The sequence below is a fragment of the Novosphingobium rhizosphaerae genome (assembly GCF_050920675.1).
GTDB lineage: Bacteria > Pseudomonadota > Alphaproteobacteria > Sphingomonadales > Sphingomonadaceae > Novosphingobium > Novosphingobium rhizosphaerae.
The window spans coordinates 3,480,096-3,495,797 of sequence record NZ_CP137861.1; the positions used below are offsets into that span (position 1 = coordinate 3,480,096).

Annotated in this window: 16 protein-coding genes; 3 read left to right on the forward strand and 13 right to left on the reverse strand. The window is 65.0% G+C overall.

What is annotated here, in order from left to right:
- Positions 1-31: 31 nt before the first annotated feature.
- The 12 genes from R9J51_RS15785 to R9J51_RS15840 are packed head-to-tail and all read right to left on the reverse strand — an operon-like array spanning position 32 to position 11,017.
- Positions 32-1,489 carry a benzaldehyde dehydrogenase gene (locus tag R9J51_RS15785; RefSeq protein ID WP_179505026.1) on the reverse strand — a complete coding sequence of 486 codons (1,458 nt, stop codon included), beginning with the start codon at positions 1,487-1,489 and terminating at the stop codon, positions 32-34.
- A gap of 1 nt (position 1,490) precedes the next feature.
- A complete protein-coding gene (gene pcaD / locus R9J51_RS15790; protein WP_179505027.1) occupies positions 1,491-2,288 on the reverse strand; it encodes a 3-oxoadipate enol-lactonase in 798 nt (265 codons plus the stop codon).
- Positions 2,285-3,487 (reverse strand): 3-oxoadipyl-CoA thiolase, encoded by a 1,203-nt coding sequence (gene pcaF / locus R9J51_RS15795; protein WP_179505028.1) that lies wholly within the window; start codon positions 3,485-3,487, stop codon positions 2,285-2,287. Before pcaF ends, pcaD begins: the two co-directional genes overlap by 4 nt.
- Positions 3,484-4,158, reverse strand: coding sequence for a 3-oxoacid CoA-transferase subunit B (locus tag R9J51_RS15800; protein WP_179505029.1), 675 nt, complete (start codon positions 4,156-4,158; stop codon positions 3,484-3,486). Before R9J51_RS15800 ends, pcaF begins: the two co-directional genes overlap by 4 nt.
- Complete coding sequence (locus R9J51_RS15805) at positions 4,158-4,868, reverse strand: CoA transferase subunit A (protein ID WP_168555297.1); 711 nt, start codon at positions 4,866-4,868, stop codon at positions 4,158-4,160. The genes R9J51_RS15800 and R9J51_RS15805 overlap by 1 nt, the downstream gene beginning before the upstream one ends.
- An 11-nt stretch (positions 4,869-4,879) precedes the next feature.
- Positions 4,880-5,656: a benzoate diol dehydrogenase BenD gene (benD, locus tag R9J51_RS15810; protein WP_179505030.1), complete on the reverse strand. Its 777-nt coding sequence runs from the start codon at positions 5,654-5,656 to the stop codon at positions 4,880-4,882.
- Positions 5,653-6,675 (reverse strand): benzoate 1,2-dioxygenase electron transfer component BenC, encoded by a 1,023-nt coding sequence (benC, locus tag R9J51_RS15815; RefSeq protein WP_179505031.1) that lies wholly within the window; start codon positions 6,673-6,675, stop codon positions 5,653-5,655. The genes benD and benC overlap by 4 nt, the downstream gene beginning before the upstream one ends.
- 28 nt (positions 6,676-6,703) lie before the next feature.
- Complete coding sequence (benB, locus tag R9J51_RS15820) at positions 6,704-7,210, reverse strand: benzoate 1,2-dioxygenase small subunit (protein ID WP_168555300.1); 507 nt, start codon at positions 7,208-7,210, stop codon at positions 6,704-6,706.
- Positions 7,207-8,595 (reverse strand): Rieske 2Fe-2S domain-containing protein, encoded by a 1,389-nt coding sequence (locus tag R9J51_RS15825; protein WP_179505032.1) that lies wholly within the window; start codon positions 8,593-8,595, stop codon positions 7,207-7,209. Before R9J51_RS15825 ends, benB begins: the two co-directional genes overlap by 4 nt.
- A 13-nt stretch (positions 8,596-8,608) precedes the next feature.
- Entirely contained in the window at positions 8,609-9,514 is a 906-nt protein-coding gene (locus R9J51_RS15830) for a dioxygenase (RefSeq protein ID WP_179505033.1), read from the reverse strand.
- 52 nt (positions 9,515-9,566) lie between these two features.
- Positions 9,567-9,857 (reverse strand): muconolactone Delta-isomerase, encoded by a 291-nt coding sequence (gene catC, locus R9J51_RS15835; protein WP_179505034.1) that lies wholly within the window; start codon positions 9,855-9,857, stop codon positions 9,567-9,569.
- Positions 9,857-11,017, reverse strand: a complete 1,161-nt coding sequence (locus tag R9J51_RS15840) for a muconate/chloromuconate family cycloisomerase (RefSeq protein WP_432787571.1) — start codon at positions 11,015-11,017, stop codon at positions 9,857-9,859. Before R9J51_RS15840 ends, catC begins: the two co-directional genes overlap by 1 nt.
- 107 nt (positions 11,018-11,124) lie before the next feature.
- Here R9J51_RS15840 and R9J51_RS15845 point away from each other — a divergent pair, with 107 nt between their 5' ends.
- The 3 genes from R9J51_RS15845 to R9J51_RS15855 all read left to right on the forward strand — a co-directional run bounded on the left by R9J51_RS15845 (position 11,125) and on the right by R9J51_RS15855 (position 13,495).
- The gene (locus R9J51_RS15845; protein WP_168555586.1) at positions 11,125-12,093 is read left to right on the forward strand and encodes a LysR substrate-binding domain-containing protein; all 969 of its coding nucleotides are present in this window, start codon (positions 11,125-11,127) and stop codon (positions 12,091-12,093) included.
- 118 nt (positions 12,094-12,211) lie between these two features.
- Complete coding sequence (locus R9J51_RS15850; protein WP_179505036.1) at positions 12,212-12,883, forward strand: OmpW family outer membrane protein; 672 nt, start codon at positions 12,212-12,214, stop codon at positions 12,881-12,883.
- Positions 12,884-13,042: 159 nt separating this feature from the next.
- Positions 13,043-13,495, forward strand: a complete 453-nt coding sequence (locus R9J51_RS15855) for a YaiI/YqxD family protein (RefSeq protein WP_179506517.1) — start codon at positions 13,043-13,045, stop codon at positions 13,493-13,495.
- Positions 13,496-13,869: 374 nt separating this feature from the next.
- Here R9J51_RS15855 and R9J51_RS15860 read toward each other — a convergent pair whose 3' ends face one another.
- The gene (locus R9J51_RS15860; protein ID WP_432787572.1) at positions 13,870-15,546 is read right to left on the reverse strand and encodes a DUF5597 domain-containing protein; all 1,677 of its coding nucleotides are present in this window, start codon (positions 15,544-15,546) and stop codon (positions 13,870-13,872) included.
- Positions 15,547-15,702 lie beyond the last annotated feature (156 nt).

Consider the following 15,702-nt stretch of genomic DNA (forward strand, 5'->3'; position numbering starts at 1 on the left):
TGGCTTGGCCTTGCTGCGGCGAGGCGGCGGATCAGAACGGATAGGCGGGCGCGGCGGCCTTCACGGTCAGCCACTGCCAATGGGTGAATTCCTCCCAGTTGGCCGGGCCGCCGATCGACGATCCGTTGCCCGACGCACCAACCCCGCCAAAGGGATTGACCACCTCGTCGTTCACGGTCTGGTCGTTGATGTGAACCAGCCCGGCGCGCAGTTGTTCGCCCAGCGCCATGGCGCGGCCAACGTCGTTGGAGATCACGGCTGCGGACAGGCCATATTCGGTGTCGTTGGCCATCGCGATCGCCTGTTCGTCGGTATCGAACGGAACCAGCACGGCCACCGGCCCGAAAATTTCCTCGTCGAACGCGGCCATGCCGGGCGTCACGCCTTCCAGCACCGTGGGCGCAAGGCAGAGGCCATCGACGGTGCCGCCCGCCGCCACCCGTGCGCCAGCCGCAACGCTGCGATTAAGGATATCACGCGCATGATCAAGCTGTGCCTGGTTGATCAGCGGGCCGACCGCGACAGCGCCCGACATCGGATCCCCCGCCGGCAGCGCCCGCGCCTTGTCTGCCAGCTGCGCGGCAAAGGCGTCGAAGATCGCGCGATGGACGAGGATGCGCCCTGCCGTCATGCAGATCTGGCCCTGATGCAGCCAAGCCCCCCAAGCCGCGTTGCGCACGGCCAGATCGAGATCGGCATCCTCAAGCACGATCAGCGCATTCTTGCCGCCAAGTTCGAGCGAGACCTTCTTCAGGTGCCGGCTTGCGGCCTCGCCCACCTTGCGGCCCGCAGCGGTCGAGCCGGTGAACTGGATCATCGCGACATTGCGATCCTCGCACAGCGCGGCCCCCGCCGCGCTGCCACCCGGCAGCACCGCGAGCACCCCGGCCGGCAACCCGGCCAGTTCGAACAGGCGCGCGATCACATAGCCGCCGCACACCGCCGTGCGCGGATCGGGCTTGAGCACCACCGCGTTGCCCACCGCCAACGCCGGTGCCACCGCTCGCATGGCGAGGTAGAGCGGGAAGTTGAACGGCGCGATCACCCCGACCACGCCAAGCGGGCGACGGCGGGCAAGGCTCAGCCGACCTGCCTCACTGGGCAGAACCAGGCCCTGCGACTGATGCGGCATTGCGCCGGCCAGCTCGATCGCCTTGACGGTGATGGACAGCTCGAACTCCGCCTTGGCACGCACCGAGCCGCTTTCGCGCATGATCCAGGTGACGATCGATTCCCAGTGCGCACGCGCCAGCGCCGCCGCCTTGGGGAAGACGCTGGCCCGCACATCGGGAGCGGCCGTGGCCCAGCCGGCTTGCGCGGCGCGGGCTGCCGCCGCCGTGCGGACAACCGTTTCCGCATCGGCAGAGCCCGCACGCCCCAGCACCGCGCCGGTGGCCGGCTCGATCACGTCATAGCTATTGGCAGCCTGCACCCAAGCGCCATCGAACAGGCGACCATCGAGATGCCCATCGTCCAACAAGGTCGTCATATCACTCTCCGCTTGTTTTATTCAGATGATCGAGCAGCGCGGACGTGAAGGCAGCGGGCTGTTCGAGATTGGACAGGTGCGCCGCGTCCAGGATAACGCCGGTCGCGCCCGCGATTCCCTCGATCAAGGCCCTCGTCTGCTCGGGCGGGGTGGCGGGGTCCTGCGCGCCCCCGATCACCAGCGTGGGCGTTTCGATCAGCCCGAGCAGTGGGCGCAGGTCCATGTCCCGAATGGCAGCGCAACAGCCCGCATAGCCTTGTGGGTCGGTGACATGCAGCGTGGCAAGGATGGCTGCGGTATTGTCCGGATCGGCGCGAAAGGCGGGCGTGAACCAGCGCTCCACCACCGCGTCGGCAATGGCCGCCATGCCCTGGCTGCGCACCGTGGCGATCCGCGCATCCCATGCCGAGGGCGGCCCCAAATAGGGCGCGCTGTTGGCGATGACGAGACGGGTGAGCCGCTCGGGCGCATAGACACCCAGCCACTGCCCGGTCATGCCGCCAAGGGACAGGCCACAAAACGCGAACCGGGCAAGCCCGAGCGCGTCGGCCAGTTCCAGAACGTCGCGACCCAGCCGGTCGAGGCCATAGCCGCCGGGCCAGGCATCGGAGGCGCCATGGCCGCGCGTATCATAGCGAATGACGCGGAAGTGCTGCGCGAGAGGCGCCAGTTGCGGCGTCCACATCGTGCGATCGGTGCCCAGCGAATTGGACAGGATCAGCGGCGGCGCCGCCGGATCGCCATCACTGGTCCAGGCCAGGCGGCAACCATCGCCAAGGGTGAGATGGTGCGGGCTCATACGCGCTCCACCACCAGCGCCAGGCCCTGGCCCACGCCGACGCACAGCGTCGCCAATCCCAGCTTGCCACCGGATTTCTCAAGCTGATGCACCAGAGTCATGGCGAGGCGCGCACCCGACATGCCAAGCGGATGGCCGAGCGCAATGGCGCCGCCGTTCGGATTGACGCGGGGATCGTCGTCGGCCAGCCCCAATCCCCGCAGCACCGCCAGCCCTTGCGAGGCAAAGGCCTCGTTCAGTTCGATCGCGTCGATCGCCGCCAGCGACAGCCCCAGCCGGGCAAGGAGCTTCTGCGTTGCCGGCACGGGGCCGATGCCCATGATGCGCGGGGCAACGCCGGCACTCGCCATGCCCAGGATTCGTGCACGCGGTGTCAGGCCATGGTCGCGAACCGCCGCCTCGCTGGCGACGATCATCGCTGCCGCGCCATCGTTCACGCCCGAAGCATTGCCCGCCGTCACCGTGCCATCGGGCCGAACCACCGGGCGCAGCCGTGCCAGCGTGTCGAGCGTGGTATCGGCACGCGGGTGTTCGTCGGCATCGGTGCGCGTCTCGCGGCCCTTGCGGTCGGTGATCGTCACCGGCACGATCTCTTCGGCGAAGAAGCCGGCCGCCTGCGCGGCAGCGGCGCGCTGCTGGCTGCGCAGCGCGAACAGGTCCTGATCGGTGCGGTCGATGCCGAAATCGGCGGCCACGTTCTCGCCCGTCTCCGGCATCGAATCCACGCCATATCCCGCCCGCATGCGCGGATTGACGAAGCGCCAGCCGATCGTGGTGTCGTGAATTTCCGCCTGCCGGGAAAAACCGCTTTCCGCCTTGGCCAGGACGAAGGGAGCGCGGCTCATGCTTTCCACGCCCCCCGCGATCAGCAGGTCGGCGTCGCCAGCCAGGATCGCGCGGGCGGCAGTGCCGACTGCGTCGAGGCCCGATGCACAGAGCCGGTTGATCGTGACCCCGCCGACCGTTTCGGGCAGCCCGGCGAGCAGCGCTGCAATGCGCGCCACGTTGCGATTGTCCTCGCCCGCCTGGTTTGCACATCCCAGGATCACATCATCGACCGCTGCCGGATCGAAAGCGCCGCGTTCGACCAATGCCGCGATCGGCACCGCCGCAAGATCATCGGCCCGAACCGAAGACAGCGCGCCGGCATAGCGGCCGATCGGCGTGCGCACCGCATCGCAGAGAAACGCAGCGGTCACAGCAATGCCTCCGCTGCCAATGCGATCTGGAGCGGGGCACCGGTTTTCGCGGTCACTTCCTCTACCGAAATGCCGGGGGCCAGTTCGATCAAGCGCAGCCCGCCCTTTGCGCGATCGACCTTGATCACCCCCAGATCCGTGACGATCAGGTCGACACAGGCCCGCCCCGTCAGCGGCAAGGTGCAGCGTTCCAGGATCTTGGGCGTCCCGTCCTTGGCGACGTGGTCCATCACCACCACCACCTGGCGGACACCGGCGACGAGATCCATCGCCCCGCCCATGCCCTTCACCATCTTGCCCGGGATCGTCCAGTTGGCGAGATCGCCATTGGCGGCAACTTCCATCGCGCCCAGCACCGCCATGTCGATATGGCCTCCGCGGATCATCGCAAAGCTGTCTGCCGAAGAGAAGAAGCTCGACGTCGGCAGCGCGGTGACCGTCTGCTTGCCGGCGTTGATCAGGTCGGGATCCTGCTCGCCGGTATAGGGAAACGGGCCAATGCCCAGCATGCCGTTCTCGCTTTGAAGCGTGACGGTGATGCCCTCGGGCACATGGTTGGCAACCAGCGTCGGGATGCCGATACCCAGGTTGACGTAATAGCCGTCGCGCAGCTCGCGCGCCGCGCGCGCTGCCATGGCATCGCGGGTCCAGCCTTTCGCATCGGTGCCCATCAGGCGTGCTCCCTTTCGCGGGTCGTCAGCTTCTCGATCCGTTTCTCGTTGATCGTCGCGCGCACGATGCGATCGACATAGATGCCCGGCGTGTGGATGCAGTCGGGATCGAAGCTGCCCTCCGGCACGATCTCTTCCACTTCGGCCACCGTCACGCGGCCTGCGGTTGCCATGTTCGGGTTGAAGTTGCGCGCGGTCTTGCGGAACATCAGATTGCCCGCCGGATCGGCGCGCCACGCCTTCACGATCGCAAGGTCCGCGCGCAGCCAGGTTTCGCGCACATATTCCTCGCCCTCGAACGTCTCGACCGGCTTGCCCTCGGCCACCACGGTGCCAACGCCAGTGCGCGTGTAAAAGGCAGGAATGCCCGCCCCGCCGGCGCGAATGCGCTCGGCCAGCGTGCCCTGCGGGTTCAGTTCCAGTTCCAGTTCGCCAGACAGGTATTGCTGCTCGAACAGCTTGTTCTCACCCACATAGGACGAGATCATCTTGCGCACCTGCCGGCTTTCCAGCAGCATCCACAAGCCGAACCCATCGGCACCGGCATTGTTGGAAATGACGGTCAGCTGCCGGACGCCCGATGCCCGGATGACGGGAATGAGGCTTTCGGGATTGCCCGAAAGGCCAAAGCCGCCGGACATGATCGTCATCCCATCGAACAGCAGTCCATCCAGGGCGGCGGCCGGGCTGTCATAGATTTTGCTGGTCATGCTTGCGTCCGTTATCCGAGATCGCCACCCGCGACGGGCAGCACCGTTCCGGTGATGTAGGAAGCCTCGTCCGAGGCGAGGAACAGGATCGGCGCGACCTGCTCCGCGATGGTGCCATAGCGTTTGAGCAGCGCCGACTGGGTGACCTGCTCGACCACGTCCGTCATCCAGGCCTGCTCTTGCGCGGTATCGCCATCGGGATTGCGCGGCACCCGGCGCGGGGGCGCCTCGGTCCCGCCGGGGGCGGTTGCAACCACGCGAATGTTGTTCGCGGCATATTCCATCGCCAGGCTTTGGGTCAGCGCGTTCACCCCGCCCTTGGCGGCCGAGTAAGGCCCCCGGCGGATGCCACGGGTGGCGTTGGACGAGATATTGACGATCGTACCGCGCCCCCTGGCAAGGAAATGCGGCAGCGCGGCGTGGCAGCACCACAGCGTTGGCATCAAGGAGCGGCGGATCTCCGCTTCGATCTGCGCGGGTTCGAAAGCATCGAACGGGCGCATGCGGATCGCTCCACCAACACCATTGATCAGGATATCGAACCCGCCGAACCGGGCAATCGCCTCGGCCATCGCCGCCGATGCGCCTTCGTGGGTTTCCAGATCGGCAACGAAGGCGGCGGTTTCGCCTTCGGCGGCTGCGGCCACTTCGTCAACGAACGGCGCCCGATCGACGAACAGCACGCGTCCGCCTTCCAGGGCAGCGCGTTCGGCAACGCTGCGGCCGATGCCCTGCGCCGCGCCGGTCACCACCAGAACCTTGCCGGCAAAGCGTGCCTGCGCGCTCACGTCGGCACCGCTTCGGTCGGCGCGAACTTCTCGTAATGGAAATGCGCCGGTGCCAGCCCCCGGTCGCGCAGCGCGGTGCGCACCGCCTCCACCATCGGTGGCGGCCCGCACAGATAGAGATCGCAATTCCCCACATCGAACGGCACGCCGTCAAGGTGATCGGTGACATAGCCATGGCGCGGATGCGCGGCATCAAGGCTGCTGATGCATGCGCTCCAGCTGAAGCCCGGCAGCCGCGCCGCCAGTGCGTCAAGCCGATCGGTTTCCACCAGATCGCGCTCTTCGGTCACGCCATAAAGCAGATGGAGCGGCGCATTGCAGCTACGGTCGGCCAGCACTTCCAGCATCGACAGGATCGGGGCAAGCCCGGTGCCGCCGGCCAGCAGCAGGACCGGCCGGGTGACATCGCGCAGGAAGAAGCTGCCCTGCGGGCCGACCATCGACAGCCGATCACCAGGACGCGCGGTTTCCACCAGCCAGCGGCTCATCCGCCCGCCCGGCACATTGCGGATCAGGAACTGGGCCTCGGCGGCCCCGGGCTTGGAGCTGAACGAATAGGAGCGCGACTCCTTCGTGCCGGGCACGAACAGGTTCACGTATTGCCCCGGCAGGAAAGCCAGCGCCTCGGGCTGGTCAAGCGCGACGCGCAGTTGGATCGTGCTTTGCGAAACAAGCTCCACCGAGACAACTGTGCCCTCGTGCGCCTTGGGCGCCACCTTGCACGCCTGCGCAGGCACCGGCACGGCAACGACGCAGTCTGACGCGGGCACCATCTGGCAGGTCAGCACCAGCCCCTCGCCCACTTCGTCGGCGCTCAACGCTTCCTCGAGATAGTCGTCGCCCATATCGTAGCGGCCCTGCTCGCAGCGGCACTTGCAAGTGCCGCAAACCCCGTCCGAACAGTCCATCGGCAGGTTGACCTTCTGCCGATAGGCGGCGTCGAGCACGGTCTCGCCGGGATTGCAGTCGATGATGCGGGTGGCGCCGTCCTCGAAGGTGAGCGCGATGCGATAGGTCATTCCAGCCTCTCCCGGCCAGCGTCGCGGATCACAGGTGATAGATGTCCACGACCTGGTGAATATAATCGTTTTTCAGCACCACCTTCTTGGCGGTGATCACCGGCGTCTCGCCCGACACGTCGAGCGTGTAGAAGGACGTGCCGAAGAACTGGCTCGTCACCGCATAACGATGGCTGAGCGTGTGCCAGTTGAAGCGCAGATCCACCGCGCCTTCGCGTTCGGCCAGCAGTTCGACATTGGCGATCATGTGGCTCGTGCGCGGCTCGGGCGTACTGGCGCCCGAACGCTCGGTCTTGATGCGAAAGACGCGGTCTTCCAGCCCCTGCCGGTTGGGATAATAGATCAGCGAGATGTGGCGCTGTGGATCTTCGACCAGACGGTCATCGTCATCCCAGGCCGGCATCCAGAACGTTGCGTCCGGCGCATAGCAATCCAGCCATGCATCCCATTCGCGATCATCCAGCAGCCGTGCCTCACGGTGCAGGAAGGCAAGCACGTCCTCGCGCGCGATCGGGCGCTGCAGCAGCGCGGTCATGCCACGGCCCTCAGGCTGGTAGCTGGCGGCACCGCCGCGCCATCGCCGCCCCCATCACCTTCCGCTTCGATCGCCGCAAGCAGCGCCTGTGCCCAATATTCGTGCTGGCGCACGAACAGGCCTTCGTCCTCGCTGCGCTCGCCGCTCAGGATCGGCTCCAAACCCATCGCACGGGCATTGTCGTCCGGCCCTTCGATCCAGCGCGTGGCGCCGCGGCTCAGGTCGTTCCACAGACTGCCGGCGCCAGCATAGGCGGTCTGGCAAGCGCGGAACTCCTCGAGATCGTCAGGCGTGCCCATGCCGCTGACGTTGAAGAAATCCTCATACTGGCGCAGCCGCAGCGCCCGCTCGGTGGCGCTTTCGCCCTTGGGCGCAAAGCAATAGATCGTCACTTCGGTCTGATCCACGCTGATCGGCCGCACCACCCGGATCTGGGTGGAAAACTGGTCCATCAGATAGACATTGGGATAGAGGCAAAGGTTGCGCGTCTGATCGACGATGAACTTCGCGCGGGCTTCCCCCAGCCGCTGCGCCAGCGCCTCGCGATGGGCATGGATCGGCCGCACTTCAGGGTTGAGCAGTTGCGTCCACAGCAGGATATGTCCGTTTTCAAAGCCATAGACGCCGCCAACGCTTTTCGACCAGCCATTGGCATCGACGGTGCGCGTGCCTTCCTCGTCGTAGTCCCGATGCGCCATGGTGGCGGCATAGTTCCAGTGGACCGTGCTGACATGATAGCCGTCGGCGCCGTTCTCGATCTGGAGCTTCCAGTTGCCGTTGTAGGCGTAAGTCGAACTGCCGCGCAGCACTTCGATCCCGTCGGGCGCCTGGTCGACGATCTGGTCGATGACCGTGCGCGTCGCGCCGAGATAGTCGGCAAGCGGCTGCACGTCTGCGCGCAGGCTGCCGAACAGGAAGCCGCGATAGCTTTCAAAGCGCGCGATCCGCGTCAGGTCGTGCGATCCGGCCGTGTCGAAGGCGTCGGGATAGCCGCCGCTCTTGCCGTCTTTCACCTTGAGCAGCCGGCCGGTATTGCTGAACGTCCAGCCGTGGAAGGGACACGTGAAGCTGCCCTTGTTGCCATGCTTGCGACGGCACAACGTGGCGCCGCGATGCGCGCAGGCGTTGATGAACCCGTGCAGTTCCCCGCCCTTGTCGCGCGTGACGACAACCGGGGTGCGCCCGATCCAGGTGGTGAAATAGTCGTTCGGCTCGGGGATCTGGCTTTCGTGCGCCAGATACACCCAGTTGCCTTCGAAGATGTGCTTCATCTCCAGATCGAAGAGATCGGGATCGGTGAAGACATCGCGGCGGCAGCGGAACAGGCCGGCCTCGGGGTCGTCGACAACCGCGCTGGCGATGCGTTCGGCAAGGGTCGAAGTCACGGTCGGGCTCCTCTCAGGCCAGGGCGGGCTCGGCAGCCGCACGGCTGCGGGCGGAAAGCTGTTCGTCTTCGGCGCCGGCGGCGCGCTGCAGGCGGAAATCAAAGGCGATATAGGCGCTGTCGCCCTGACGCTGCGGCACCGGCAGCAGCCCCTCGCGCGTACCAAAGGCGAAATCGTCCTTGGCGAAGGGATCGTCGCCGAAGTTGATCTGCGTGGTCAGCGTACGATAGCCCGGCGCCTCGATGAAGAAATGGACGTGGGCCGGGCGATTGCCGTGACGTCCCAGCGCCTGCATCAGCACGTCCGTAGCTCCGCCCGGCGGCACGCTGTAACCGTTGGGCATGCGCGAATGAAAGCTGTAGCGCCCGTCCGGGCCCAGCTTGATGCGGGCGCGGTTGTTGAACGGCGTCTGCTCCCCGGTCGGGTCGAAATGCGAATACCAACCCTTGGAGTTCGCGTGCCAGACATGCAGGATCACGTCGGAAACCGGCTCGCCCTCCGGCCCGATGACCCGCCCGTTCATATAGAGCGCGCCGGTATCGTCAGGGTCCTTGCTCAGGTTGACATCGCCTTCCACCAGCGGCGCACCGGCGACGTAGAGCGGTCCTTCGATGGTGCGCGGCGTACCGCCGGTCAGCCCCGCCGCGGTATCCTTGGCGTCCATGAACAAGTCGAGGAAATGCTCCAGCCCGGTCCCGGCCACGAGCAGGCCGAACTCGTCCGCGCCCTGCTGCAGGAAGGTGACGGCCTGCCAGAATTCGCTTTCGCTCACGTCATGACGGACGATAATCGCGGCGGCAGCTTCAAGGATGTCGCGCATGATCGCCTTGACGCGCGGCGAACCTTCAGCGCTGCCGATGCCGGCCGCCGTGTCAAAAAGGGCGTGGACCTCGTGGGTCTTGACGAAACTGTCGTCCATTTTCTCTCTCCTTGTCGTCCGGCGCCTGGGACGCCTGTCGTTTGCTTGCGGATCAGCGGTCGTCGTCGTGCAGCGAGGATGGATGCCGGCAGAGCGGCGTGACGCGGATCGCCATGAACGGGTAAAGCGGCAAGCCGACCAGCAGATCGTGCAGTTGCGCATTGCTCTCGACATCGAAGATGCTGACGTTCGCATAGCGCCCGACCACCCGCCAGATATGGCGCCAGGTGCCTGCCCGCTGCAGTTCCTGGAACCGAGCCTTTTCCGCATCCTTGAGCCGCTGCGCTTCCGCCGGATCGAATCCCAGCGGGATGGCGACGTCCATTTCAACCTGGAACAGCATCAGCCGCGCGCTCCCAGCACATGAAGCGTCGGAGCCGTGCGGTCACGCCGGAAGCGGGCGAGCCGGTCTTCGTCGATGGCAACGCCCAGGCCAGGCCCGTCGGGCACTTGCAGCGCGAAATCGGCATAAACCAATGGCTCCTCGAGAATCTCCTCGGTGAGCAGCAGCGGCCCGAACAGTTCGGTCCCCCAGGCCAGGCGCGGCAACGTGGCAAAGAGCTGCGCAGAGGCGGCCGTTCCCACGCCCGCCTCCAGCATCGTGCCGCCATAAAGGCCCACGCCAGCTGCATCGGCGATGGCGGCCACTTCGCGCGCCGGCAAGAGCCCGCCCGACTGGGCGATCTTGAGCGCAAAGACGCGGGCGCCGGCATGGGCGGCGATCGTGAAGGCAGATCGCGGGCCGTGCAGCGCCTCGTCCGCCATCAGCGGAAGGGCATGCCGCGCCGAAAGACGCGCCATCGCGGCCAGCGCATCCCGGGCGACCGGCTGCTCGACGAGATCACATCCGGCTTCGGCCAGCAAGGCCATGCCGAGATCCGCCTGGGTCTCGTCCCAGCCCTGGTTGACGTCGACCCGCACGCTGCCGCGATCGCCGATCGCACGCTTGATCGCGGCAACGTGCGCCACATCCGCGCGCACGTCGCGCTTGCCGATCTTCAGCTTGAAGATGTTGTGGCGCCGCGCGGCGATCATCGCCTCGGCCTCCTCGATGTCGCGCCCGGTATCGCCGCTGGCCAGAGTCCAGGCGACCGGCATGCTGTCGCGCACACGGCCCCCACCGATCAGGTCCGCAGCCGGGATGCCCAGCCGCTTGCCAGCCACATCGAGCAGCGCGCTTTCCACCGCGCTTTTGGCGATGCGGTTGCCCACGACGTGGCGAGAGATCGCGGCCATCGTTTCGGCCACGCGGCCCAGATCGCAGGTCGCCAGGACCGGCGCGATATAGGTGTCGATCACCAGCTTGATGCCCTCGGCGCTTTCCTCGCCATAGCTGAGGCCGCCGATCGTCGTGCCTTCGCCGATACCCTCGATGCCATCTGCGGTACGGATACGCACCAGCACGATGGTCTGGCGGTGCATCGTCGCCATTGCCAGCACATGCGGACGGATCGTCGGTAGATCGACGAGAATGGCTTCGACCGACTGAAGCGCAACCTTCACAAGCAATTCCCGAAATTGGTGTTCGATGCCGGCTAGGTAGGATCCGGGAGGGCACGCGCCAAAGACTATTGCAGTCTCCATTCGATACCTATTAGGTATGGTGCATGATAAACCTGCGCCAGCTTCGCTATTTCGTCGCCGTTGCTGAAGAGCGGAACTTCACCCGCGCGGCAGACCGGCTGCACATCGCGCAGCCCCCGCTCAGCCGGCAGATCCAGCAACTGGAGGCCGAAATCGGCGCCCCGCTGTTCGATCGCGCCGCAAGACCCTTGCGCCTCACCCCCGTGGGTCGCCTGGTGTTCGAACAGGCGACGCAACTGCTGGGAAGAATGGGCGAAATGCGCGACATGGTGGCCCGCGCGGTGAAGGCCGAGCAGCGCCGTTTCGCCATCGGCTTCGTCGCCTCCACCATCTATGCACGGCTGCCACCGCTGATCCGCGAGTTCCGTCGCCGCGCCCCCCAGGTCGACTTGTCCTTGGGCGAACTGGTCAGCCTCGATCAGATCGCCGCGCTCAAGGAAGGGCGGATCGACGTCGGTTTCGGCCGGATCAGATTCGAGGATGACGCCGTGCGGCGCATCGTTCTCCGCGAGGAGCGGCTGGTCGTGGCCATCCCTGCGGAGCACCGGCTGGCGACGGCAACGACACCCCTGTCTTTCGATGAACTATCCGGCGAGCCGCTCATTCTCTATCCCCGCGAGCCGCGCCCCAGCTATGCCGATCAGGTGCTGAGCCTGTTCCGCGACCGCGGCATTTCACCCCGCATCGCCCACGAGGCACGCGAGTTGCAAATCGCCATCGGGCTGGTCGCCGCAGAGGAAGGGCTGTGCATCGTGCCGGAATCGGTGCGCAAGTCGCTGATCGACGGCGTCACATTCCACGATCTGGCCGAGCCCGCGACATCACCGATCATCATGAGCCACCGCGCCGAGGACCACACCCCCGAGCTGGCACTAATGGCCGAAATCGTCGCGCGCATGTACAGCCTGTGGGGCTACGCGGTGCCGGACAAGATCCTCAAGCTGGCCGGCCTGAGCGCCGATGCGCTCGTGCGGCCAGAGGCTTCCACACCCTGAAAGTATCGGCCACATATCGACATGGTCTTGGACGCTATCTCCGACCATCTGCCATGTCCCTGGTGAAGCCGCACCATCGGCCACATCGCCGCCGAACCGGCCGCAGGGAGAGAAAAAGATGAAAACGCCGCTCGTGGCAGCCAGCGCGCTTGCCATTGCCTGTTTCCCGACCATGGCACTGGCGCAAGACACGGACGGCACATCACCGCACTGGTATGTTCGGGCAGCGGTTGGCCACATCACCTTCGACGAAAAGGCGCAGGTCAAAGTGGGCGGCGAGCCCCTTCCCGGCGCCAACGGTACGCTGTCGAACAACACCACGCTGACGACGGAATTCGGCTACCATCTCACGCCGCACCTGTCTTTGGCGGCTACGCTGGGCATCCCGCCGGAAACCACACTCACCGCGGCCGGCTCGCTGGCGGGAGCCGGCGTGCTGGGCAAGGTGCGCTATGCGCCGGGCAGCTACACCCTGCGCTATCATTTCGGCGCACCCGGCGCCCGCATACGGCCTTACGCCGGCGCTGGCCTTAACTGGACGATCGTTCTCAAGAATCACGATGGCCTGCTGCGCAACATTCGCGCTTCGGACACCACCGGCCCGGTCGTGACAGGCGGCGCCGACATCGCCCTAAGCCACCGCCTGGGTGCCTTTGCCAGCGTTATGAAAGTCTGGACGCGGACGAACGCCAGCTTCGACATGCCGACCCCGGCCGGGCTGGTGCCAGGCACCACCCGCCTGCAGATGAACCCGACCCTGTTCCAGGCCGGCGTGCAGGTCCGCTTCTAAATCCGTCGGGAACGCCCTGCCGAGGTCTACACCCAAGCACCGCCCAGCAGAGCTCAGCAGCTTCAACCGCGGCTTGGCGCAACATCGGCATGCGATGGTTGGGGAGTTGAAGGCAAGCGCCGTCGCCATTCAAGCACGGTGGCGCTATGGCACGGCATGATGCAGATTCTGATCGATGCCGACGCCTGCCCGGTGAAAGAGGAAACCTACAAGGTTGCATTCCGCTACAACGTACCGGTGGTTGTGGTCAGCAACAGCCCGATCCGCGTGCCACGCGATCCGCTGATATCGCGCAAGGTCGTGAGCGACGCGTTCGACGCGGCCGACGACTGGATCGTCGAGAACACCGTCGCCGGTACGGTTGTGATCACCGCAGACATCCTGCTGGCCGACCGCTGCCTGAAATTGGGGGCCGCGGTGATCGCACCGAACGGCACCCCATTTACCAGCGCCTCGATCGGCAGCGCCATCGCCATGCGGGCGATCATGTCCGATCTGCGCGCCGGCGGTGAGCAGGTTGGTGGACCTGCCCCTTTCAGCAAGACCGATCGCTCACGCTTTCTGTCCGCGCTGGATCAGGCGCTAACCAGACTGCGGCAACGGAGCGGATGACGGCGAATTGTCCATTTTCACGCCCATTCGATACGCTCAGTGCGTGAAATTGAAGCGATGATCTGTCGGTATTTCCGGCTGTGATACGCTTGCCCTCCTGCTTCAGGCGACGCTTTGTGCGCGCTGAAACCAAGGTAAGATCGTCTCGTGATTGGCAGATGAATGATTTGCCGTTTGAAAGGGGCGGGATGCGAGCGATGAGCCCGACCTCTGAAAGCGGCAGCGATCGACCAGGCAACGCGCGCGGAATGGCAAGGATTGGCGTAAGCCGATGTCCTCGTGCCGCATCGGAACAGCATGGGTGGGTCGGGGCGCGCCATCTGCGTCCGTTGCGCTGGTTTGCAAAAGTCAGACGTTGACTGACAACCCGAAATTCAATCTGCCTTTCGCAACAGGCGGATCCGGACCAGACCGATGCGGTCCATAGGAATAATGGTCAGGCGTTCGTCTCCATTGATGACTCGCCCTGCCTTCCAGCCATCTTCGGTGAAGCGCCCTTCCTCGACCCGGTCGATTTCGACGAGGCCTGCCCTGTCAGCAAAATCAACCGTGAACCCACGACCCATTACCAGAAAGCTGCCGTTGCCCTCATCAATGACAAGGCCAAACGGGCGACCATCCCCTGGCGCTGGCTGACCATGCTCGGTTTCGCTGGGCAATGGCGCAGGCACAGGCGGGGCCTGAAGGCCAGCATCGAGCAACATTTGCTTGAGCAACACCTGCGTCTCACGCACCGTGATTGTATAACCGCCCAGATGAATTTCGGTCAGTTTCCCGTCGTCGATCAGAATTCCGGCAATGCGCTTCTGCGCCTGTGCCCGCGTGATCACGTCATCCATATTGGCCAGCATTGCATAGGCCTGCGCCAACTGACCGTCCGGCTTGCCGTCCTCGATGCCAAAGATGGAATAGCCGAGCGCGCCATGCTGGCCCAAGGCCCAGAACAGATTGCCGGTGCGGAATTGCGCCTCGGGCACAAAGAGTGGCTTACCCGCGTGATCATAATCGGCCAGCGGCACCTTGGCATCGGGTACGTAGATGTCTGGCGAAAGCATGTCGAGCGAAGGGGCTGCCGCCTTCCATACGTCCAGCACCCGCTTGGCAGGTCCGCCGCTGGGATATTGCCCAGCCACTGGCTGCCCATCCTGCGGCCCCAGCCAACCATTGACATACATGGGTAGAGGTAGGGCCTTTTTGCCCTCTGCGGCCAGCGCCTCCATATAGCGGGCGAAATGCCACGCCATAAACACTTCTTCAGCCTGCCAGTCCGTGCCGAAGACCTGCGCCCAGGTTCCACTGCCGCGGCGCCCCTGACGCGCCCACAAATCTGCCAGTTCGGGGCGCAAAGCCTGCCAGTGCGCGTTCAGATATTGGAGCAGGGACGCGGGTACCTGCTGCCCCCAAGCGGCATTCGCTAGTGATGAACGGTCCCGGCTATCATGCAACATGCCGGTTTCGTTGTTGACCTGCACCATGATGACGCGATGATCAGGATCGGCCTGTGCCAGATGCTTCATAAAGGCAGCAAAAGCGCGCCGATCAGCATTCAGCAGTTCGGGCGAAAAGACCGACAAAACAGGCTTGGGCATGGCGCCCGGATAGGTAAACGCTTCTGCAAACTGGCCTTTTGCCACGGCACGGGGGAAACGGGCAGGATTGGCGCGCACCCAAGTCGGCGCATAGGTCGAACTGGCATTCTTGAACGCTCCGAACCAAATCAGCACCAGCCGCATATCGTGCTGACGGGCCCGCGCAATCTGGGCATCGATCAGAGTATAATCAAAACGACCTTCCTGCGGTTCGAAGTCTTCCCAACTCACCGTGCTGACCACAGTGCGGACGTGCATCGCTTTTAATTTGTCCCACACCGGCTGCATATATTCGGAGTTGGAGGCGCTGGAATTGTGCAATTCGCCACCAAGCGCGAGGTATGGCTTGCCATCCACAAGCAGCTGGCGATTTCGGATGACCGGCAATTCCTCGGCATGCGCAGCAGGAAGGAGCGCCCCCGTCGCCAAGGCCATCAACGAGCCCAGCAGAATCCTCTTCACAATGCATGCCCTCTTCGATGTTTGCTCAATGGCGCGCGAAGCCTAAGTAGAACAAAGGTTCTTATATGACAATGGAGGCTCTTGCCGCGTGCGATCCAATTTGCGGGGCGACCGCATGTATGGCCGCTTTCGAGACAAGCGGGCGTTCGAGTGCCA

Excerpts from the sequence above, each read along its gene's own strand:
- catC (WP_179505034.1), bottom strand. The coding sequence starts at position 9,857 with ATGCTGTTCCAGGTTGAAATGGACGTCGCCATCCCGCTGGGATTCGAT.
- R9J51_RS15855 (WP_179506517.1), top strand. The coding sequence starts at position 13,043 with ATGCAGATTCTGATCGATGCCGACGCCTGCCCGGTGAAAGAGGAAACC.
- R9J51_RS15800 (WP_179505029.1), bottom strand. The coding sequence starts at position 4,158 with ATGGGCACCGATGCGAAAGGCTGGACCCGCGATGCCATGGCAGCGCGC.
- R9J51_RS15805 (WP_168555297.1), bottom strand. The coding sequence starts at position 4,868 with ATGACCAGCAAAATCTATGACAGCCCGGCCGCCGCCCTGGATGGACTG.
- benC (WP_179505031.1), bottom strand. The coding sequence starts at position 6,675 with ATGACCTATCGCATCGCGCTCACCTTCGAGGACGGCGCCACCCGCATC.
- R9J51_RS15785 (WP_179505026.1), bottom strand. The coding sequence starts at position 1,489 with ATGACGACCTTGTTGGACGATGGGCATCTCGATGGTCGCCTGTTCGAT.
- R9J51_RS15850 (WP_179505036.1), top strand. The coding sequence starts at position 12,212 with ATGAAAACGCCGCTCGTGGCAGCCAGCGCGCTTGCCATTGCCTGTTTC.
- pcaD (WP_179505027.1), bottom strand. The coding sequence starts at position 2,288 with ATGAGCCCGCACCATCTCACCCTTGGCGATGGTTGCCGCCTGGCCTGG.
- R9J51_RS15830 (WP_179505033.1), bottom strand. The coding sequence starts at position 9,514 with ATGGACGACAGTTTCGTCAAGACCCACGAGGTCCACGCCCTTTTTGAC.
- benB (WP_168555300.1), bottom strand. The coding sequence starts at position 7,210 with ATGACCGCGCTGCTGCAGCGCCCGATCGCGCGCGAGGACGTGCTTGCC.